The organism is Aminobacterium sp. EBM-42 (assembly GCF_001896635.1).
In the GTDB taxonomy this organism is placed as follows: Bacteria; Synergistota; Synergistia; order Synergistales; family Aminobacteriaceae; genus Aminobacterium; species Aminobacterium colombiense.
Window position 1 is genome coordinate 180,420 of the sequence record NZ_MPPC01000011.1, and the last position, 21,032, is coordinate 201,451.

Consider the following 21,032-nt stretch of genomic DNA (forward strand, 5'->3'; position numbering starts at 1 on the left):
TCCCTCAATGTTTATAATAGTTTTTTAGCGGAATATCGAATGCCAATAGCTCCTAAAGGAGCTGTAACAAGTATAGATAATACAGCTATAGCTAAGATAACATCTCCTGACTTGACCCCTAATGATAGAGGTATTGCCCCCATGGCTGCTTGTACAGTAGCTTTCGGAGAATAGGAGATGATACAAAAGAGTCGTTCTTTCCAATTGAAATTCGTTCCTACAAGAGAAAAAAGAACGCCAATACTTCTACCAATCAATCCGGTTCCAATTATAGCAATACCTACTCCCCCTGCTTTAAATGCCAATGTTACGTCTACTTGGGCGCCAACAAGAACGAAAAGCAAGATTTCGGCGAAAATCCATATTTTGTTAAGTTTTTGGGCTAAGCGTTCTCCAATATGAGGCATTTTTTCCGATATGATAAACCCTATAGTCATAACGCCGAGTAACGACGCAATTTCAATTTTGGTTTTGAATTGAAATTCAAGTTCGGAAATTAATACTGCAAGGGCTAAAACTAATAAGACTTTTTGAGTGTCTCTCATCTGATATTTCTTAAAAATGTGTACTATGATAAAACCTACAATACCTACCATAAATCCTAATATTATGGAAATAGGAATACTCAACATTTTTATGCCGATATTTATACTTGCCCCACTATATAAACCTAAAAAGACACTTAACATTGTGATGGCGAAAACATCGTCGATAGATGCTCCTGCAATAATGAGACTTGGGACCCTTTTTTCTGTTCCAACTTCTCTTTTTATTAAATCAAGCATGGAAGGAACAACCACGGCGGGAGATACTGCAGAAAGAATAAAACCAAGTATTCCGCCTTGAATTAAGGAAAAACCTAATAATTTTACTGATATAAATGCTATGGTTGCTCCTTCGAATAAACCAGGCAGACAACTCATCTTTAAAGCTATGACCCCATTTTGTTTCAAGTCGTCTTTGTTTATTCCCAATCCTGCACGTAACAAAATAATAATGAGGGCGATTCTTCTTAGATCGCTTGAAGCATTTAAAAGCTCAGGTTGAAGCCAGTCCAGACCATACGGGCCTATAGCTATTCCTAAAAGCAAGGTGCCCAATAAACCAGGCATTTTCAAGGTTTCAAAAATTTTATTTGTTGGCAGGGCAAATAGTAAAATAATAGCAAGACTAAAAGCCATAATAAAACACCCTTTCACATGGAATACAAAAATGACTCCTACAAGCATTAATACTTGTAGGAGTCATCAGCTTTCGCATTTATAGTATTTATGGTGAACCCCATCACCCGCTATTTATTTTGAGAATAGATTATCACGAACAAACATTTTATAACACTTTAGCCGTAAATGCCAGAAATATATTCCGCAGTTCGGCAATCGCAAGGATTTTCAAAAAGATCTTTTGTGGGACCTGCTTCAACAACTTCCCCATCAAGTATGAAAAACGTCTGATGTGAAATACGACGTGCCTGAAAAAGATTATGGGTAACGATAATAATAGAATATTGCTGACATAGAGCACGAAGCATCATCTCTATATTTTGCGTGTTCTTAACGTCAAGGGAAGAACATGGTTCATCCAAAAGCAGTATTTCCGGTTCTACAGCGAGAGCTCGTGCAATACAGAGTCTCTGTTGCTGTCCCCCTGAAAGGAGAGTCGCGTTCATCGACAAACTATCTTTGACTTCTTCAAAAAGCCCTACATCCTCAAGTTTGTTACGAATTATGACGTCAAGGTTTTTGCTCTTTTTTTTCGAGCCGTATCCATGATAACGTAAAGGATACGCCATATTGTCGTAAATAGAGAAAGGAAAGGGTGTAGGTGATTGAAAAACCATGCCGATACGACGGCGCACTTCTTCAGGACTTAGCGTAAAAGTATCCTCTCCATCAAGACGAATCTGCCCGCTCAGAGTCGCCCCTCGTTCATCCTCTACAAGACGATTGAGGCTTTTAAGAAATGTGGATTTTCCACATCCTGAAGGGCCGATAATGGCTGTAATTTGATGAGGATAGATATTCGCGTTGATGTTTTTAAGAATCTTTTTATTGTTGAAAGCAACAGCAAGCTGATGAATTTCAAGAATAGGGGACATCTTGCCCCTCCTTTCTACACATATTTATAACAAGGGGCACTACGTTGAGAATAAGTAGAAGAACAATAAGCACGAGAGCGGTTCCATATGCTTTGGAAATCGAAATCCCCTGTCCTACAAGAATATAAAGATGGTTGGGCAGAGCCATTGCTGGAGAAAAAATAGAACGCGGGGATGGTGCGAAGAGAACGGCTCCTGTAAAGAGAATAGGGGCTGTTGCACCCATGGCAAAACTTCCTCCGAGAGCTATAATTTTGGCAATGTCGCCCATACATCCCGGAAGAATCAGATGAAAAAGTGTCCACGTTTTTGTAATGCCCAAACTGATTGAAGCCTGCGTAATATTATTAGGAAATTCCAAAAGAGTTTTTTCGACTCGCACCTCAATAAAGGGAAAGATCATAATTCCAAGAATAAGCCCTCCAGACAAGAGAGACACGCCAAAACCAAGTGTAACGACAAAGAACGTATAGCCAAATAGTCCCAGGATAATCGAGGGTATTCCCGCCATTGAATGGATTAAAAAATGGCAAAGAGATACAATCCATGTTGTTTTAGCATAAAAGGCGAGAAAAATTGCTGTAGGAAGAGCCAAAAAGGAGCCGAATGCGCAAGCAATTGTAGTAAACCAGAAACTTCCCACAATAGCTGGCCAGATTCCTCCTTCTACACCTAAAGGAAAACCCTGTGGCGTGTTTGTAAGGAAAGAAAGAGAAAGTTCCCTTCCTCCTTGAATAAAAATGTATCCAAAAAGAACGCACAAAGATGCAATAACAAAAAATGCACTTGAAAAAAGCCATAGTCGAAGGGGAAATAGAGAAGCCTTCCCTTTATCGTTTACCATTTTATCCCCTCATCAATGTGCTTGCGAATAAAAAAGAAAAAGGAATTAAAGGCGAAGAGCACAAGCATAAGAATTAATCCAGCTGCGAAAAGCGCTTGATAGTGTAAGCTGCCAACGGCAGCTCCCCCCATTTCCAGAGCAATGAGAGCGGGGATCGTCTCAGCCTTGCGAAAAAGATGGGGAAATATGGGGCTGTTTCCAATAACCATCATAACTGCCATCGTTTCTCCCATAGCTCTTGAAAGGGAAAGAATCAGCGCAGCAAAAATAGCTTTTTTGGCTGTAGGAATAACTAAATAACGCATCATGTGCCATTTTGATACACTTAGTGCTCGTGATGCCTGTTCATAATGATGAAGAACTTTAATCATAGATTCGTAGCATGTGGAGACAACATAGGGCAAAATCATGATGGCCAAAAGAATTCCACCGGTGAGCACAGATTCTCCGGAAGACCACGAAAAGTGGGTCTCAAAAAATTTTACAATAATCATAAGGCCTGCAAAACCATAGACAACAGACGGGATACCGGCCATGAGATCAATAAGAGGGAGAAGTAACCATTGAATTTTTGGGGGAGCTAAAACCGATAGAATAACAGCCATTCCGACCCCGATAGGAAGAGCAATAGCTGTTGCAAGAAGGGAAACATAAACAGTGGCGAATATCATCGGCTGAAGGCCGAAAGCAGGCGGGTCGGCAATTGGATTCCATCGTGACCCCGTTAAAAAATGAAGAAGTGGCGTCTTCTGGAAAAACATAAAACTTTCTTTTGCAATAAAAAGAAATATAAAGAACAAGAAAGAAACAGCCAGCAACGTAAGGGCCTTGCAAGCCCATACGAAAATCCACTCTTTTTTCACGTTTCCGAAATCCTCCTCGAATAGCTATGAGAAAAGGCCGGAGAGGATTCTCCCCGGCCTTGAGCAAACCTTAACCAAAGGTATACCCTACTTTGCAGGTACGAATCCCATCTGCTCCACTATTTTCATGCCCTCAGCAGAAAGCAACTCATCAATAAATGCTTTTTCTATAGGGGACATATTCCCTTTCTTGACGACAAGAAGTGGGCGTGACACATAATATGTTCCATCAAGAATGTTTTCAACGGTAGGCTCCACCCCATCGACTTTGAGAGGGATAATTTCTCCCTCGTGTACATTAACCATGCCAAAAGAAGCATAACCGATGGCATTTTTATTTTCTATAACTTTTGTGACAAGGGCGCCCATTGAGGGAGATTGAATAGCACTAGGAGTTACATCCACTTTTTTCATAATGCTCTTCTGGAACACTTCGTGAGCCCCGCCGCCAATGTCTCGAATAACGACGACAATTTCTTCTTTTGCCAACGCAGGATCAAGATTATTCCACGTTCTATATTCGCCACTAAAAATCTTAACTAATTCATCCTTGGTGAGGTTGGGTTTTACCTGGCATACTTTGTTGTCAGGATTAACCGAAATGGTCAGAGCGTCTGTTCCAATATGAAACTCGTGGTAATCTCCTATAGCTTTTTTTTCTTCTTCTTTAACGGTACGTGCTGTCATCCCAAAATTACTTGTTCCGTCTAGAACAGCCTTTACTCCTTCTCCGGAACCGCCCCCAGAAACAAAAATTTCAATTTTGGCGTCGGGAAGAGAGGCATCAATTTTATTCCACGTGCCGTATTTTTCCATAAACTGCTGTGCCACTTGTGAAATAACAGGAGCAAGGGTAGATGACCCTTTAAAGAAGATCTGACCATCTGCAGCGACAGCAAGCTGATTTCCTGCAATAACAAAGCTCATAATCATGATAGAAGTGAATAAAAAACGAAAAAACCTATGCAATTATAACTACCTCCTATAAGTTGTATGCCGATAATTTATGTTTGAACATTGTAACCTGCAAAAGCATTTTTGTCTATGTGGTCGTAATAATGTCGAATATAATAAAGTAGAAAAGGCAAATTAACGAAAGGAGTGTTTCTCTATGCGCATTTGTATCGCGGGACTTGGAGGTGTGGGTGGCTACTTTGGAGGGCGCCTTGCAGTTGCCTATGAAACATCAGCTGAACATGAAATCTCTTTCCTTTGCCGGGGAGAACATATGAACCGCATTAGGGAAAAGGGACTTGTAGTTACAACCCCCCAGGAAACATTTGTCGCTCACCCCCGTGTAGTTTCAGATTCGCCAGCAGAAATAGGTTGTGTTGACGTACTCTTTTTCGCAGTCAAGGGATACCACTTGCAGGCCTTTGCCAAGGCTGCCCGTCCTCTATGCCATAATCAGACCCTTCTAATTCCTCTTGGAAATGGCGTAGATAATGCGGATATCCTTTGTAAAGAAAAAATTCCAGGCATTCTTTTCAATGGTTGCGTTTACATTTCTGCCTTTATTGCCTCCCCCGGCGAAATTCACCAGGTTGGAGGAAATTGTAAAATGATTGTAGGTCCCGTGAATGACCACATCGAGAAACATCGTTCCTTTGAAAAAGTGATGAAAGAAGGAGGCATTCTTTTCGAACTCACTCCAGAAATTGACTTGGCTGTCTGGATAAAGTTTATTTTCATGAGCCCCATGGCCGCGGTAACAACCCTCAAGAGAGCGTCTTTTGGGGAGGTTCTTTCTCAAAAGAGAACCCGAGACATGGTATTAAATCTCATGAAAGAGGTTGAATCCCTTGCTCAGGAAAAGGGGATAGCCCTCCCTGGAAATATTGTTGCGGCATCTCTTGAGAAGGCTCAATCTTTCCCGCCAGAAACTCGTTCTTCTATGGAGCTCGATGCCTCAAAGGGGCGTCCTACAGAGCTTGAAACTTTTGTAGGCGCTGTGGTTCGTCTTGCGGAAGACGCAGGGATTTCCGTGCCCCTTTACGAGAAAGTTTACAAGGCGCTGCTGCAAGAATAGAGGAGGAACAGAAAGTCAGAGCGGAAGACCGGGGTTGCTCCCACCTAGGAAACGATATGCCGGTGGGGCGTAGGAGGGAGGCCTCTGCCGCAATTGTGCCTCATGCATCTATCCTGCCTGTTCTTTTGCAGCGAAACCCCGCTAGCTTTCCTGGCTCCATCCGGGGATATAAAGTTTTTTTTCAAGAAGAGAAAGAAGCCAACTGGCCAAGGTTACCATTATGAGATATATAATGCCGACAACGGTAAAGACAAGAGTATATCTGAAGGAACGGGACGCCACAATTTTCCCGGCACCGGTCAGTTCTATGTACGTGAGCATGTAGGCGAGAGAGGAATACTTGATAAGATAGATCATCTCGTTAGAACAGCCAGGGATGGCCCGTCGAAAGGCCTGAGGAAGAATAATATTCAGGATGGCTTGCCATTTCGTCATGCCCAGAGCCTGAGCGGCAATGAGCTGTCCACCTTTAACGGACTGTATGGCTCCTCGTATATACTCTGAGTTATAAGCTCCATTGCAGATAATAAAACCCAATACAGAAGCAGCAAAGGGACTTAAAGTGATGCCAAAAGAGGGAAGGCCGAAATAGAGCATAAAAAGAAGAATCAAAAGAGGCGTTCCCTTAAAAAAAATAACATAGAGCCTGCAGAGGAATGAAATAGTGTTGTTTCCGTACACCCGTCCTATGGCTATGACAGTACCTGCAGCTATTCCAAAAGGAATAGACACCACAATGAGTTTTAAAGTCATGATTATGCCTGTCAGCAATGCTGGCAGCACATCCTGCTGAATAAAAAGCAGATCATTCATTGCTCTTCCCCAGTTCTCCGTAAAGATCCATCAATTTGCGAAGGAACTGACGGGTTCGTTCGTATTGAGGGGTATTAAGCAACTTGTCAGGAGACCCGCTTTCAAGAATTCTGCCTTCTTCCATAAACATAATTTCGTTTGCTACAGAACAGGCAAAACCCATTTCGTGGGTTACCACTAGCATTGTCATTCCGCCTTTAGCGAGATTGCGCATAACTTCAAGAACTTCTCCAATAAGCTCTGGGTCAAGGGCAGATGTAGGTTCATCGAAAAGCATAACGTCAGGATCCATGGCTAAAGCTCTGGCTATAGAGACTCTCTGGGCTTGCCCTCCTGAAAGCTGTGTGGGATAGTGATCAGCAAAAGCCGCCATACCTACACGCTCAAGTTCCAGCATTGCTTTTTCCCGGGCATGTTTTTTATCCATGCCTTTTACTTTTAAAAGAGCAATTTCCACGTTACGAAGGGCTGTCAGGTGATCAAAAAGATAGAAATTTTGAAAGACCATCCCCATTTTCTGGCGTAAGACGTTGATACTTTTCTTCGAATGAGTAACCTCTTCGCCGTGAAGCCAAATCTGGCCAGAATCAGGAATGGTAAGCTGATTGATGCAGCGAAGCAACGTGCTTTTGCCCGTTCCTGAAGGACCAATAAAGACCTTGGTCTCACCTTTGCGAACGGTGAAGGAAATTCCTCTTAAAACTTCAACGCCGCTGTAGGATTTATGAATATCCTCAACTCGCAAAATAATGTCCTTTGTTTTATCACTCATTGTTACCGTTCTCCATTTCCATAGCCAGGAATTCTCATTTTATTTTCTATCATGTGAAGCAAGCGCATACCGCCATAATTTAAAAGAATAAAGATAATGGCGCAGGTTAAAAATATAGGCATAGGCTTGTAGGTTCTTGAGACCACAAGGTTTGCCCTTGTAAGAATTTCAAGAACGCCTATTGCGTAGGTTACCGAAGAATCTGTAAGAAGGATAGGATATTCATTTGACCAGCCTGGCAGAGCAATGCGCAATGCCTGAGGCAGAATAATCCATATAATGGCCTGTAATTTACTCATCCCCAGTGATCGGGCCGCCAGCATCTGCCCCTCCCCAAGGGAGAGGATACTGCCCCTGAAAATCTGAGATTGATAGGCGGCGCTTCGTAATCCGAGAACAACCACAGCAGTAGAAAAAGCCGAAGCATCTATCCTAAGAGAGGGAAAAATTCCAAAAAAGAAGAGGAAAAGCAATACGAGATTGGGAAGCCCCCTAAAAATCCATACGTAGGCTTTTACCATTCTCTGCATGGAGGCAGAACCATATACCTGACCAATGGCCAAAGGAAGCCCCATGCATAGACCAAGGGCCAGGGCCAGGGCTACAATTCTTAGCGTGACCAGTGTTCCCTGCAGCAAATATGGTAAGGACTGAACAACAACCTCAATGTTTTCCATCTTCTTGAATCTCCCTTGTCAAAATCATAACAAAATCAACGTTGTAACAGAAAAAAAGGGGAATGAGCCTCATTCCCCTCGTGTTTCAGATAATTCTACCTTAAAGAGAACTGGTTTAAAACATCTTGTATTTTAATTTTAATTCATTCCACATTGGGGATGTCATGAGACGGTCAAGGCCTTCATTGATGAGATCGTGAAGTTCCTTGTCCTCTTTCCTCATCGCTACGGCATATTCCTCGCCTGTAGAGATTGTTCCGATAATTTTCATATCCTTACCTTCAACAGCCTTTGCCACAATCACATCATCCATCATGGCAGCGTCTATCCGGCCATTTTCCAGGTCTTTTGCCGCCAGTGGGAAATTATCATAAAGTTTCAGATTTTGACTGGGAATTATTCCTGTTTTGACCACATAATCTTCAAGCCACATAGCCGCAGTGCAGCCACGCTGGGTTCCAATGGTGTGCTTTCCATCAAAAAGGTTTCCCATATTTGTGTCGGTATTGTTTCGAACGCAAACAGCCTGATTAATGATCCAGTAAACCTTGCTGAAAGTTACCACTTCACGGCGTTCCGGAGAGGCTGTCATGCCAGAATAAACCATATCGATCTTTTTAGCGAGAAGGGCTGGAATAATTCCGTCCCACGCCATGGGCTGAACCTTGACTTCGAAACCCATTTCTTTGGCGATCCATTGAATGGATTCTACGTCAAAGCCTGCGGGTTTTCCATCTTGGCCAATAAAAGAATAAGGATAGTAGTCACCGTCAATTCCTACTATATACGTTTTCTTGTCAGCGGCAAGAACATTGCTTGCCCCAAGAACAACAAATATACAGCACAACAAAAGTATACCAATTTTTTTCATAACGTTACCCCCTCAGTGAAATAATGATTCTTTCAGATAACAATTCATCACGCTAAAGCGCCAGTCGAGTAAAGATTATAGTGAAATAAAGGGGTGCTGTCAACAGATTTGACCATTTCTTCTTGGGTGGGGTTAGATATACGAAGTTTTTTAGTGTATCATAATAAAAATAGGGATGTGGGGTAAAATTAAAAAGATAAAGTGATGTTTGTCATTAAAGAGAGGGCAAGAAATGTGGAAACAGGGAAAATGTCTTTTTAATGGTATGACCATTATTGTCATAGGGGTGCTCCTTGCTATTTCCCCGGGTATTATTTTTGCCGAAGAATCTAATACGGAAAAGGAGATGGCATTTATGGAAAATATCTTTCCCGCCATAGATAACGTAGAGCATAAAAGAACTGCGTTAGCAACCTTTGCCCTTGGCTGATTTTGGGGGCCAGACGCCCAGTTCGGGCTTCTTTCAGGTGTTATCAGTACAAAAGTAGGGTATACCGGAGGAGACAGGCCAAATCCCACTTATCATACGTTAGGAAATCATACGGAAAGCATTCAAGTCATATATGATCCGGATGTTATTTCTTACGAGAGTCTTTTAGAGGCCTTTACAGAAGGACATGACCCCACGCTTCCTATCTTTTCGCGGCAATATATGTCTGCCATCTTCTATGAGAACGAAGAGCAGAAGGCAGGGGCTGAGGGCTGGAAAGAACATTTGGAGCAAGAAACAGGCCGTCCAGTGCGGACGCAAATCCTCCCCCTTGACACATTTTATCTGGCTGAGGCCTATCATCAGAAATACTGGTTGCGTATGGACAGCGTTTTTTCCCAGGAATATAAGAAGATCTATCCTTCTCTGGACAAACTTTTGCAGTCTACGGCCGTTGCAAGGGTTAACGGATATCTTGGCGGCTACGGTACCCTAAAAGAACTTGAAGCGGAACTCCTCCTCCTTGGTCTTTCTGAGGAAGGACAAAGGAGACTTAGAAACATTGTTTTGAGCCGTTAACTATTAGGCCCCATAGAGATGAAAAGAGCTGAAGCGCTGGCTGCCTCTTGACGGGTACTATTTTTTAAGAGAGCTGATGTGCGAATCCTCTTGCCTAGGACAGAATCAATTTTCCCATAGAATGTGTATTCTTCACCTATCTTGACTGGTTGTCTGTACCGTATTTCAAAAGTAGCTGTTACAGCCCAGATACCAGTTTCTTTCTTTACTGCCCATGCCATGGCATCATCGAAAATGGAAGCGATAATCCCGCCATGCACAATTCCTTCATACCCGCAGTGAGAGGAGTCGGGGGTTAATCGGATCATGGTATTCCTCCGTTCACTGTCCCAGTAGATTGCGAGCTTAAGGGACCGAGGATTCGTGTTAGTGGTGTCACAGACAAAACACCCTTGCGACCCTTCCAGTTTCTCTATCATTTCTATTCAACTCCTTTGCATAGAGGTAGATTTTTTAGAAAAAGCGGATTTGAAAAACGCTATAATAATACATAAAAGGTATTTGATTGCGCAATGAAGTAATATTAAACAAGGAGGTTGGATACTGTGAGACCGGTCCATCTTGTTTATGTATCGGCAGGCAGTGGGCATCGAATAGCGGCTCGCGCGATTCAGGAAGAACTTGATAGCCGCAGAATACCGAATGTCATAATGGATTTACTCGATTTTTCGAGTGATCTCTTTAAATGGTCATATAGTGACGTATATGCTTTTGTAAGTGAACACGCCCACCTGGCGTGCAAGGTCATGTATGAACTGACTGATCAGGATAGAGAAGAAAGCGCCGCCCTTCGTCTTCTTGAAAAAATAAATATGGAGAACGTAAAGAAGTTCATGCGTTACCTTGCCGAAAATCAGCCTGATGTTTGCGTGGGAACCCATTTTTTCCCCCTTTCCGTCCTTTCCTATATGAAAGAACAGGGTTTTTACAAAGGCAAAATATACGGTGTTGTCACCGATTACGGCCTTCATCGAATGTGGGTAAGTCCCCACGTAGACGCATATTTCGTTGGCGGCGCGCCGGTAAAGAAAGATCTTCTCGAAGCAGGTATTTCCAATGATAAAGTATTAATCTCCGGCATTCCAGTATTAAGGAAGTATGCTGAGAGTTATTCAAGATATACAGAGGAAAAGCCTCTTAAAACTCCCTTCTCTTTATTGTTTGTGGCGAGTAGTGTGCCTAACTCAATAGTTCTTGATATTCTCGAAGGTCTTATCGAAACAGGGATAAACCTCTCCCTCACCATCATTGCAGGTCGAAACGAAGATCTTATAGACCAGCTGGAAGGGGTGGATATTCCTCACCGGATCGATTTTAAAGTGCTTGGTTTTGTGGATAATCTGAACGACTATATGGAGGAGGCAGATCTCATGATTACCAAGCCGGGGGGACTCACTGTAAGCGAAGCGCTATGCGTCGGGGTTCCCATGATTATGATAAACCCCATACCCAAGCAGGAAATAAACAATGCCAGATATCTTGAAACAAATGGGGCGGGGATCTGGGCCAGATCTGCAACAGATGCGGTTCATCACGTACGGGGGCTCTATACCTCTTTTGAGCGTTTGAAAAAAATAAGAGGGGCGGCGCGGAAGTTGGCCCACCCCCACTCAGCGCAAGTCATTGCTGATAAAGTGCTGCTTTCACTGAGTAAGCATTCCATGTTATAAAAATGGGAAAAATAGAGTACGCCACATAAATACCTTTTGCGCTTTTCTTTTAAATGTGCTACGATTCAACAAGTTCGTGTTATTAAAATGTTTCTATTCTAAAGGGGTGTCAGTAAATGAAATGGCGTACCGGGATATGGAGTTTTCTTCTTTTATGTTCAATTCTTTTTCCCACCCAAGGTCTTGCTTCCGAAAAAATCGGCGCTTCAATGGCAATCACAGATGGTATAGGACAGCAAGTAGAGGTTTCAGCACCAATTGAGCATGTCATCTGTTCTGGTTCAGGGTGTCTTAGGCTTCTTACCTATTTGAAAGGTCAGCACCTTGTAGTGGCAGTGGAAGACAATGAGAAAAGAAAAGATTTCGGTCCCCGTCCTTATGCTTTGGCCAACCCGCATTTTAAAGGTATGCCTCTTATGGGAGAATTTCGAGGCAATGCGAACCCCGAATTGATTCTCGGTCTCAATCCTTTGCCTCAGGTTATATTTAAAACCTACCCGAATGATGGAATTCCAGCCCATGTATTGAATGAAAAAACAGGTATCCCTGTCATAGGGCTCAATTATGGCAACTTGGCTCACCTCCGTGAAGATCTTTATGCCTCCTTGCGCATTATGGGAAAAGTCATTGATCGAGAAGAGCGAGCAGAGGCTATTGTTAATTTCTTTGAGAAGAGCATTGCGGATCTTAAAAGCAGAGTACAGGATGTTCCAGAAGCCGAGCAAAGAACATGTTACGTCGGCGGGGTCGCGTCGAGAGGAGCTCATGGTTTTCGATCTACGGAGCTGGCTTATCCGCCCTTTATATTTACCAAGGCCCGACATGTGGCAACAGCTGATCATGATGCTGGGGCAAAAAATACTCACGTGGATGTAGCCCGGGAAAAGCTTTTGGAATGGGATCCCGAGGTTATTTTTATAGATCTTGCCACTCTTAACGCTGGCGGGCAGGCAAGCGCTCTGTCAGAACTGAAAAATGACCCCATTTATCAGGAACTCCAGGCCGTAAAGAGTGGGGAAGTCTACGGAGTTCTTCCTTACAACTGGTATACACAGAATTTTGGCTCCATTCTTGCCGATGCTTATTTTGTTGGCAAGGTTCTGTATCCTGAACGCTTTCAGGATATTGACCCCTCACAAAAGGCCGATGAAATTTACACATTCCTTGTTGGAAAAGGAGTTTTCAATGAAATGAACGCTCTTTTTGAGAATATGGCCTTCCAAAAAATTTCTCTAAAATAGGGATATTGCTATGCATTTGGAAGAAGGAACCCTTTCTCCGGTTTACAAAGAATATCAAGCCCAAAAAGCGCTGTGGCTTTGTGCAGGAGCTGTCCTCCTCGCTATAACAGCCATGTTGTCTATTTCCCTTGGCGCGGTCCGTATCCCTCCCATGGAAGTCCTTGCTACTGTGTTAGGAAAGGGCGAGACCTCTAAGTGGCAGCTTATTATTTGGAACGTTCGCCTTCCCCAGACACTTACAGCTTTAGTGGCCGGGGCAGGCCTTTCTGTTGCTGGTGTTGTTATGCAGTCCATACTGCGAAACCCTTTGGGATCGCCTTTTACCTTGGGAATCTCAAATGCGGCCGCTTTCGGCGCCGCTCTTTCTGTGATGGTTTTTGGCGCAGGGCAAATGCAGAGCAGCCAGGTGGGTGCAGTGACTCTCTTTAATCCCCTCGCTGCCACAGGTGCTGCCTTTTTAACAAGTTTAGTTGCTACCGGGATCATTGTGCTTCTTTCTAGAATGAGAGGAGCAACACCTGAATCCATGGTCTTAACAGGAGTGGCGCTGGCCTCTCTTTTTACGGCGGCGACAATGCTCCTGCAGTATTTTGCTGATGATGCCCAACTGGCGGCCATGGTCTTTTGGACCTTCGGCGATGTGGCCAGGGCAGGGTGGAGAGAGTTACAGATAATGAGTGTTTTTATCGGGGTCATGTTGATTTACTTCTTTGCTCACAGGTGGGATTACAATGCTATTGACGCAGGTGAAGAAGCGGCCCTTGGTCTCGGTGTTCAGGTGCAGCGTATTCGTCTTGTGGGAATGCTCTGTGCGTCACTTATTTCATCGGTGGTTGTTGCTTTTGTAGGGGTTATTGGCTTTGTGGGCCTTGTGTGTCCTCACATGGTCCGTTTAATTATTGGTGATGACCACCGTTTTCTTATTCCGGGAACGGCTATTTTCGGCGCATTGTTGCTCCTCGGTGCAGATACAGCGGCGAGGCTTGCTCTGGCTCCGAGAGTACTGCCCGTTTCAGTGCTCACCTCTTTTCTAGGAGCGCCTCTTTTCATCTGGCTTGTTTTGCGGAGGGGACGTTTATGATTCTTTCAGTAGATGATCTTCATTTTAGCTATGGGGAAACACCTATTCTGAAAAATATTTCCCTCTCAGTGAAGAACCAGGAGATGGTTATGATTCTTGGCCCCAACGGTTCGGGCAAGACAACCCTCCTACGGTGTCTGAATGGAATTAACCGCCCTCAAAAGGGCACCATTACTCTGGAAGACAAGAACATGCGCCGCATGTCAGGACGTGAAATAGCCAGACGCATAGGGTATGTTCCTCAAAGCAGTGAGAAAGTGCGGCTCACCGCTTTTGATGCCATTCTTCTCGGCCGCCGCCCCTATGTAGGTTGGCGCCTTGCAGAGAGCGATATTATGAAGGTTGACGCAATCATTCATACCCTTGGCCTTGATGAGTTAGCCCTGCGGTATCTTGACGAGATGAGTGGCGGAGAACTTCAAAAGGTGACTATAGCCCGTGCTTTAGTTCAGGAGCCTCGCATTTTATTGCTTGACGAACCTATCAGCAGTCTCGACGTAAAGAATCAGATTGAAATTATGGAAACAATGAAACATATTATTAAAGGCCATGGGCTTTCAGCTGTTATATCCCTTCATGACCTTACCATGGCATTGAGATATGGAGATCGTTTCGTTTTTATGAAAAAAGGGGAGATTCGTTATGTTCTAGCCAAAGACGAAATCTCTCCCCAGGTTATTGCCGATATTTACGATATTTCAGTGGATATTGAGTTTGTTCACGGTTCTCCTGTCATTATTCCTGCATGGTGATTCAGGGCCGTGGAACAACCTTTTCAAAACAGGGGGCACAATAGTATTCTCCTTTGAAACACCGGGCTTTTGTCTCCATAACACCTTCCCCGCAAAGGGCGCACGTCAGGCTTTGTGCCATAGGGGCATGAGGAGGAACTGCCTCTCTCACTGTTCCAATTTCAAAAAGCTCTTCCACTGGCATGGTCATAATAGCATCGCATCGCTCCTGACGAAGGGCAGCGAAACGCCGACGCTCTTCTTCCGTTATGGTATGAGTGTTAACCTTGGCTTGAAGTTCCCGATAATCAGGACTTCCAGTCCCCTTCCCAGATTCTTTTTTTAATACAAGGCGAATGGACTTCCCGTCCTTTCTCCTATAAAAGGAAAAGGCCATTTTCCCGTAGGGACGAATAATAAGATTTCCCTTTCCAAGTGTACATCCTGTAAGAAACTGGATAGCATCGATTCCGCACATATCTGTTTCACATAGAGCCACCATTTCTTCGTCAGAACTGTGCCCTACTTCAGCGAGAGCTATCTGAGCGGCGCGTATGCCAATAGCTAAACCAGGACACCAATGTCCATGGAAATGAATAATTTGTTCAAGGCATTCAGAAGTTATTGACGGCATGGCCACAGCGAACCTCCTCTTCCGTGTTACAAAGTTTTAAAATCATAACACTATTATATATCAAGCAGTGAAAAGAAAAACCCTTTATAGAGTTTTAAACTTTACAAAAAAAGATTTTTAGGTAAAAATGTTTGCGTTCAGGGAAGATCTGAAAAGAAATTAAAAAAATAATTAAGGAGAATGTGACCCCTATGCTTACTAATATCCTCACCGCCTTGGCTGTTGTTGTGAATGGTATCCCTCAGGGATTGCTGGCACTCAGTTTTGGTTTTGCTGCCTTCCCCACGGCTATCGCTTTTATTATTGGTATTGCTGGCTCTCTTGCATTTAACTCTGTTGCCACCATCTCTTTCCAGGCAGAAACAATCACTTTAGCAGGAACAATGGGACGTAACGTTCGCGAACGCCTTAGCCTTGTCTTCTGGGGCGCGGCTTTTCTTTTTATCCCCTCTGTTTTCGGATTGAATGAAGCCATTGTTGCCTTTATTGGTCCTACCATCGTAACATCTATGATGGCAGGCGTTGGAATTATGCTGGCCTATGTGGCCATTGAACTTTTCAATGCTGAACGGTGGTCTGGAACTGCTTCTATGATTTCGGGGCTTGCTGTCTGGCTTGTAACAAAAGATCTGGCATGGACAATTATTATATCTGTTCTTGTTTCTACTGCCGTCTATAACTACCTTCGAGTCAGCAAAAAAGTTGCTATTGAGGAAACAAAAATTGACCTTTCCAGAGAGCGATTTAACTTTGGTGACATAGAGTGGCGTTTCTGGAAAAACCCCCGTATTTTTGTAGGAGCCCTTGCTCTCGCTTGTCTTAACATCGGAGCTAATATCAGCTTTGGAAAGATCACAGGAAGCATTGCCGGGGCCGAGACAAATATCGACCACCTTGCCATTTACTCCAGTCTGGCCGATATGGGGTCTTCTCTTTTTGGCGGCGGTCCTGTGGAAGCTATTATCTCTGGGACAGCTACAGCACCTAAGCCCATTCTAGCTTCTGTGCTTATGATGGGCATTATGGCCGTGATCCTTCTTATGAAACTTCTTCCCATTATTGGGCAGTACGTCCATCGTTCATCTATTGCCGGGTTTCTGTTTATTCTTGGTACTTTTGTTACTTTTGCTACCAACATTCAGGGAGCCATTGCTTCCGCTCCGGAATTTGCCGGTCCTTACGGGTTTGGTCCCTGGGGCATGGTGATTGGGGCGACGACCCTTGTCTCTGCCCGGTGGAACCCATTCTTTGGCCTCTTGGCCGGGTTGGCGATAAAATTTTATTTTGGAGTGTGATGCGAAAATGAACGACACCTACGAACTGCATATTTCTGGATTAACCAGGAATCTAAAAAAAGTGAGAGTCGCAGATGACCTTGTTATAGCATCGTTCGTAATGCTTGGAGATACAGAACTCATTGAACGGACGGCTGAGGACCTTTATCGCAAACTTCCAGATGGCATTGATTATCTAGTCTGTCCTGAGGCAAAAGGAATTCCCCTTACTCATGCTATTGCCAGACGTTTAGGCATTAATTACGTTATAGTCCGTAAGTCTGTAAAGGGGTATATGGAAAATCCCGTGATAGAAAAGGTGCAGTCCATTACTACCCGTGAGCCGCAGATTATAGTTCTCGACGGCCTGGATGCCCAAAAACTGGAAAACAAGCGGGTGTGTATTGTAGACGACGTGGTCTCCACGGGGGGATCCCTCAAAGCCCTTGAGAGCCTTCTTTCCCATGTCAATTGCACAGTGGTGGCCAAGGTTGCCGTTCTTCTTGAGGAAGGCGGTTACGAAAGTAAGGATCTGGTCTATCTCGCGAGGTTGCCCGTATTCAAAGAATAGTTCCTTTTTAGACAGCATAAAAGCTCAGCTTTTCGAAAAGCTGAGCTTTTATGCTGTTCGAACGTCTGTTCGAAACACTCTTTCCAGGAAAATGGGGTGTCGCTCAGAGATAATGCAGAGGGAGGGGCACTTATGATTCCGGCTCAAACCGGATCGTACGCATAGAATTCAGAACAGCAAGCAAGGCAACCCCTACATCGGCGAACACAGCTTCCCACATTCCTGCCATTCCAGCTATTCCAAGGGCGATGAAAAAGCCTTTTGTAGCAAGGGCCAGGATTATATTCTGCCAGACGATTTTACGGGTTCGACGAGCCAGAACAAGGGCATCCGCAACCTTGGATGGATTATCGTCGAGGATGACCACGTCAGCTGTTTCTATTGCTGCTTCTGAGCCAAGGCCTCCCATAGCTATGCCGATGTCGGCAGCGGCTAAAGCAGGGGCATCGTTGAGGCCGTCACCCACAAAGATAGTTGTTTCATTGGCAGACAGCCCTGATTTCAGCCTGGCCAGCTCCGCAACCTTATCCTGGGGCAAAAGGCTGGCGACGTATTGATCTACGCCTATCTCACGAGCTACCCACTCCGCTCCCTTTTCGGTATCGCCTGTCAGCATGATCGTAGCCGCCAATCCGGCCTTCTTGAGGGCTTTCAATGTGCTGTGCGCGTCAGGACGGATCACATCAGAAACAATAATATAACCGAGGTACTGACCGCCCTTTGCTATGTGAACTACGGTTCCCCGCTCCGGGTCTGAAAGGTTCTGGAAACCTTCTCCCTCTAAGAATTTTTTATTCCCAGCAAGTATCCGATGACCTTCAACAATGCCCCGTAAGCCCTTTCCGGAGATTTCTTCGAGATCTTTTGGAGGCAGAAGTTCTATTCCTCCCGCCGCCTCAGTAATTGAACGGGCGATAGGATGATTTGAGCTTTGTTCCAGCGAGGCGGCGAGGGAAAGAATCTCTTCTTCTGAAACATCCTGCTGGGGCACAATCTTTGTTACAGAGAAAACTCCTTGTGTCAGGGTTCCTGTCTTGTCAAAAGCCACCACTTTCGCAGAATTCATAGCATCAAGTACATTTCCACCCTTTATGAGGATGCCATGGCGCGATCCAGCCCCTATTCCTCCAAAATATCCAAGAGGAATACTGATCACCAAAGCGCAGGGGCATGAAATAACGAGAAGGACCAGCGCCCGGTAAATCCAATTCATATACGAACCATTTCCGAGAAGGGGTGGAATGGCGGCTACTGCTAAAGCTCCCATAACTACTGCAGGAGTGTAGTAGCGGGCAAAGGTTGTAATAAACCGTTCAGTTGGCGATTTTCGCGCTACAGCGAACTCGACCATTTCAAGAATTCGCGCGATAGTTGTTTCTTCAAAGGCAGATGTTACACGAATGGTGAGAGCCCCCCGTAGGTTTATGCTTCCGCCATATACCCTTTTGCCGGGTTCTGCCGTTACAGGTACCGATTCCCCGGTGAGGGGGGATTGATCAATTTGGGAAATTCCCGATTCAATAATTCCGTCCAGAGGGATTTTTTCTCCCGGCCGAACCAGGATATGGTCGTTTACGGCAACATCTTCGGGTTTGACATTTCTTTCTTCTCCGTCGCTAAGGAGTCTGGCAAATTGAGGGCGAGCAACAAGAAGGGCGCGGATAGAGCTGCGGGACCTTCTTGCTGATAATTCCTGGAATAGTTCTCCAGTTCTATAAAAAAGCATAACTGCTACAGCCTCTGGAAGTTCCCCAATAAGAATTGCTGCAATAGTGGCGATAGACATTAGGAAGAATTCGTCCATCCCTTTCATGGCCTTTAGATTTTTAACTGTGTTCCAGAGCACTTCCTGTCCGCTAAGAAAGTAAGCGGCGAGGAAGACGGAATATTCACCTAGGCTATAAGGTGTTGCTGCCAGCTGTTCTCTAAAAGCAAGTCCTATGATAAAGAGGATGGCGGCAATTCCAAGGCCCTTTCCTTCTTCCTTAAATCGCTCTATTAAAAAACTCTTGCCTGAAGAGGACTTTTCTGAAGAAGCATTTTCCACATTATTAACGGGTGTTACTGTTACCCCTGGTTCTATGTGAGTTACAATGGCCCTGATCTTTTCCTCAAGGTCACTTCCATCGTTCTCAACTCTCAATATTTTTGTATCGAAATCGAACAATACCCCACTTACTCCTGGAAGGGCGGATATGTCTGCCTCTATTTGAGAAGCGCAACTCTGACAGTTCAGTTTCTTAATTCTATAGAGCGGCATTGGTACTCACATCCTTTTTGGCCAGTTTTAGAACAATGCTAAAAGAAAGCGCCGTAAATGCTTCCTGCCATAGTGGATAAAAAAATAACAAGGGCAACGTAGGCTGCTGTTTTTTTTGTTCCCATAATGTTACGGATCACCAGCATGTTGGGAAGGGAAAGGGCAGGTCCTGCCAAAAGGAGCGCAAGAGCAGGGCCTTTGCCCATACCAGCTCCCATAAGCCCTTGGAGAATGGGGACTTCCGTCAATGTGGCGAAATACATGAAAGCTCCGGCAACGGAGGCAAAAAAGTTCGAAAAGATTGAGTTCCCTCCGACAAGGGCCGCAACATAATGACTTGGAATAAGGGCTTCGTAGCCGGGACGGCCCAACAAGAAGCCCGCAAGAAGAACCCCCGAAAAAAGCAGGGGTAATACTTGCAGCCCATATCCCCATGTAGCGCTGAGCCATTCAGTTTGCTCATCACGGGAAAACCACTTCATTGTTGTCAAAATAGTAGAACCAAGGGCTGCTCCTGCCAAGATCCACTTTGCATCATATATCGCGGCCCATGTTCCGGACTCTACCTTGGGAGCGGCCCAGTTGGCAAATATAAGAAAAAAGACCATGCTGGCCATAGTCCATAGGGTTTTCCATAGGGGACGGACTGGTTCTTCAATAGGCAGAGAAGCAAATCCTTCTTGCCGCTTCTTTTCTTCTTCTTTAAAAATGAAAGCCATTGCAAGACCTATAAGTATGCTGAAAGAGATAGCGCCTATGGCACGGGCGAGCCCCATTTCAAAACCAAGAACTCGGGCTGTCAATATAATGGCGAGGATGTTGATGGCCGGGCCTGAATAGAGAAAGGCAGACGCAGGGCCAATACCGGCTCCGCGGCTGTAAATTCCCGCAAAAAGAGGAAGGACGGTGCATGAACAGACCGCAAGGATAGTGCCTGAAACAGCAGCGACAGAGTATGAAACGATCTTTTGCGCCTGGTTTCCAAGATATTTCATCACTGACTGCTGACTGACGAAAACAGAAATAGCTCCAGCGATAAAAAATGCGGGAACAAGGCAAAGCAGTACATGCTCCCTGGCATATTCATGAAGCATGGCAAAGGCTTCTATAGCGGCGCTGTGTACTCGGGGATTGTCGGCTGGTAAAAAATAAAAGAAAAGGAAAGCTGCAACGATCCATATAAATTTTTTGCGATCACTCATAACAAAAGACTTCCTTTCACTAATATAAGCGGCGGATAGTTCACATAAGGGCCTAAAATAACCCCCGACGGCTAATCGGGGGTATGTTTTTATTTTGCCTTCTCGCGAAGAAGGTCTTTCAGAACTGCTTCTGTTGGAACCCGACCGGATAAAAGAACCTTCCCGTCTACAACAAGGCCGGGAGTTCCCAGCACTCCAAAGGACATAATCTCTTTAATATCTGTTACCTTTTCAATTTCGTAATCGAGGTCTAGCTCCTGAGCCACTTTTTCTGCCATTTCAGCAAGTTTTTTAGGTAGTGCCTATAAGTTTGTGTAAACTTCCTCATAGTCGGTGAAGTAAAATATACTGACAACAGGAGGTTTTAACAATGGCCAAAAGGACAAGCCCAC

General features: G+C 44.5%; 21 protein-coding genes, 1 pseudogene and 1 riboswitch. Of the genes and pseudogenes, 8 read left to right on the top strand and 14 right to left on the bottom strand.

Annotated features, from left to right (window positions below):
- Window positions 1-11 precede the first annotated feature (11 nt).
- The 5 genes from BUC50_RS04260 to BUC50_RS04280 form a co-directional block, all read right to left on the bottom strand.
- Window positions 12-1,181, bottom strand: a complete 1,170-nt coding sequence (locus BUC50_RS04260) for a cation:proton antiporter (protein WP_273312022.1) — start codon at window positions 1,179-1,181, stop codon at window positions 12-14.
- A gap of 50 nt (window positions 1,182-1,231) precedes the next feature.
- Window positions 1,232-1,298: riboswitch (Fluoride riboswitch) on the bottom strand.
- A gap of 41 nt (window positions 1,299-1,339) precedes the next feature.
- On the bottom strand, window positions 1,340-2,098 hold the full coding sequence (locus BUC50_RS04265; RefSeq protein ID WP_213700835.1) for a phosphate ABC transporter ATP-binding protein: 759 nt from the start codon (window positions 2,096-2,098) through the stop codon (window positions 1,340-1,342).
- Entirely contained in the window at window positions 2,082-2,942 is an 861-nt protein-coding gene (locus tag BUC50_RS04270; protein WP_213700834.1) for a PstA family ABC transporter permease, read from the bottom strand. The genes BUC50_RS04265 and BUC50_RS04270 overlap by 17 nt, the downstream gene beginning before the upstream one ends.
- Complete coding sequence (gene pstC / locus BUC50_RS04275; protein WP_213700833.1) at window positions 2,936-3,805, bottom strand: phosphate ABC transporter permease subunit PstC; 870 nt, start codon at window positions 3,803-3,805, stop codon at window positions 2,936-2,938. The genes BUC50_RS04270 and pstC overlap by 7 nt, the downstream gene beginning before the upstream one ends.
- A gap of 87 nt (window positions 3,806-3,892) precedes the next feature.
- On the bottom strand, window positions 3,893-4,774 hold the full coding sequence (locus tag BUC50_RS04280) for a phosphate ABC transporter substrate-binding protein (RefSeq protein WP_213700832.1): 882 nt from the start codon (window positions 4,772-4,774) through the stop codon (window positions 3,893-3,895).
- A gap of 142 nt (window positions 4,775-4,916) precedes the next feature.
- On the opposite strand from BUC50_RS04280, the gene BUC50_RS04285 reads away from it, so the two are divergent.
- Window positions 4,917-5,834 (top strand): ketopantoate reductase family protein, encoded by a 918-nt coding sequence (locus tag BUC50_RS04285; RefSeq protein ID WP_213700831.1) that lies wholly within the window; start codon window positions 4,917-4,919, stop codon window positions 5,832-5,834.
- Window positions 5,835-5,975: 141 nt separating this feature from the next.
- On the opposite strand, the gene BUC50_RS04290 is transcribed toward BUC50_RS04285, so the two are convergent.
- The 4 genes from BUC50_RS04290 to BUC50_RS04305 all read right to left on the bottom strand — a co-directional run bounded on the left by BUC50_RS04290 (window position 5,976) and on the right by BUC50_RS04305 (window position 8,967).
- Window positions 5,976-6,647, bottom strand: coding sequence for an amino acid ABC transporter permease (locus BUC50_RS04290; RefSeq protein ID WP_213700830.1), 672 nt, complete (start codon window positions 6,645-6,647; stop codon window positions 5,976-5,978).
- A complete protein-coding gene (locus BUC50_RS04295) occupies window positions 6,640-7,419 on the bottom strand; it encodes an amino acid ABC transporter ATP-binding protein (protein WP_273015452.1) in 780 nt (259 codons plus the stop codon). The genes BUC50_RS04290 and BUC50_RS04295 overlap by 8 nt, the downstream gene beginning before the upstream one ends.
- 2 nt (window positions 7,420-7,421) lie before the next feature.
- A complete protein-coding gene (locus tag BUC50_RS04300; RefSeq protein ID WP_213700829.1) occupies window positions 7,422-8,096 on the bottom strand; it encodes an amino acid ABC transporter permease in 675 nt (224 codons plus the stop codon).
- A gap of 115 nt (window positions 8,097-8,211) precedes the next feature.
- The gene (locus BUC50_RS04305) at window positions 8,212-8,967 is read right to left on the bottom strand and encodes a transporter substrate-binding domain-containing protein (protein WP_213700828.1); all 756 of its coding nucleotides are present in this window, start codon (window positions 8,965-8,967) and stop codon (window positions 8,212-8,214) included.
- Window positions 8,968-9,232: 265 nt separating this feature from the next.
- Between BUC50_RS04305 and msrA the strand changes: the two genes are divergently transcribed.
- Window positions 9,233-9,976 (top strand): peptide-methionine (S)-S-oxide reductase MsrA, encoded by a 744-nt coding sequence (gene msrA / locus BUC50_RS04310; protein ID WP_286677181.1) that lies wholly within the window; start codon window positions 9,233-9,235, stop codon window positions 9,974-9,976.
- On the opposite strand, the gene BUC50_RS04315 is transcribed toward msrA, so the two are convergent.
- Window positions 9,973-10,395, bottom strand: a complete 423-nt coding sequence (locus BUC50_RS04315) for a PaaI family thioesterase (RefSeq protein ID WP_213700826.1) — start codon at window positions 10,393-10,395, stop codon at window positions 9,973-9,975. The genes msrA and BUC50_RS04315 overlap by 4 nt on opposite strands.
- A gap of 126 nt (window positions 10,396-10,521) precedes the next feature.
- Between BUC50_RS04315 and BUC50_RS04320 the strand changes: the two genes are divergently transcribed.
- The 4 genes from BUC50_RS04320 to BUC50_RS04335 all read left to right on the top strand — a co-directional run bounded on the left by BUC50_RS04320 (window position 10,522) and on the right by BUC50_RS04335 (window position 14,720).
- Entirely contained in the window at window positions 10,522-11,646 is a 1,125-nt protein-coding gene (locus tag BUC50_RS04320) for an MGDG synthase family glycosyltransferase (protein WP_213700825.1), read from the top strand.
- Between the two features lie 116 nt (window positions 11,647-11,762).
- Complete coding sequence (locus tag BUC50_RS04325; protein WP_213700824.1) at window positions 11,763-12,887, top strand: iron ABC transporter substrate-binding protein; 1,125 nt, start codon at window positions 11,763-11,765, stop codon at window positions 12,885-12,887.
- Window positions 12,888-12,897: 10 nt separating this feature from the next.
- Entirely contained in the window at window positions 12,898-13,968 is a 1,071-nt protein-coding gene (locus BUC50_RS04330) for a FecCD family ABC transporter permease (RefSeq protein ID WP_213700823.1), read from the top strand.
- Window positions 13,965-14,720, top strand: coding sequence for an ABC transporter ATP-binding protein (locus BUC50_RS04335; protein ID WP_213700822.1), 756 nt, complete (start codon window positions 13,965-13,967; stop codon window positions 14,718-14,720). The genes BUC50_RS04330 and BUC50_RS04335 overlap by 4 nt, the downstream gene beginning before the upstream one ends.
- Before the next feature lies 1 nt (window position 14,721).
- Here the strand turns inward: BUC50_RS04335 and BUC50_RS04340 are convergent, their stop codons facing one another.
- Window positions 14,722-15,333 (bottom strand): FmdE family protein, encoded by a 612-nt coding sequence (locus tag BUC50_RS04340; RefSeq protein WP_213700821.1) that lies wholly within the window; start codon window positions 15,331-15,333, stop codon window positions 14,722-14,724.
- A gap of 191 nt (window positions 15,334-15,524) precedes the next feature.
- On the opposite strand from BUC50_RS04340, the gene BUC50_RS04345 reads away from it, so the two are divergent.
- Together BUC50_RS04345 and BUC50_RS04350 are read left to right on the top strand one after the other, a co-directional pair.
- The gene (locus BUC50_RS04345) at window positions 15,525-16,628 is read left to right on the top strand and encodes an NCS2 family permease (protein ID WP_273312018.1); all 1,104 of its coding nucleotides are present in this window, start codon (window positions 15,525-15,527) and stop codon (window positions 16,626-16,628) included.
- Window positions 16,629-16,635: 7 nt separating this feature from the next.
- Window positions 16,636-17,178, top strand: a complete 543-nt coding sequence (locus tag BUC50_RS04350; protein ID WP_213700819.1) for a phosphoribosyltransferase family protein — start codon at window positions 16,636-16,638, stop codon at window positions 17,176-17,178.
- Window positions 17,179-17,308: 130 nt separating this feature from the next.
- Here the strand turns inward: BUC50_RS04350 and BUC50_RS04355 are convergent, their stop codons facing one another.
- From BUC50_RS04355 to BUC50_RS04365, 3 genes and pseudogenes are all read right to left on the bottom strand, one after another.
- Complete coding sequence (locus BUC50_RS04355; RefSeq protein ID WP_213700818.1) at window positions 17,309-19,438, bottom strand: heavy metal translocating P-type ATPase; 2,130 nt, start codon at window positions 19,436-19,438, stop codon at window positions 17,309-17,311.
- Between the two features lie 38 nt (window positions 19,439-19,476).
- On the bottom strand, window positions 19,477-20,640 hold the full coding sequence (locus tag BUC50_RS04360; protein ID WP_273312056.1) for a permease: 1,164 nt from the start codon (window positions 20,638-20,640) through the stop codon (window positions 19,477-19,479).
- Window positions 20,641-20,729: 89 nt separating this feature from the next.
- Window positions 20,730-20,921: pseudogene (locus BUC50_RS04365) on the bottom strand (thioredoxin family protein); the annotation flags it as partial.
- Between the last annotated feature and the right edge of the window lie 111 nt (window positions 20,922-21,032).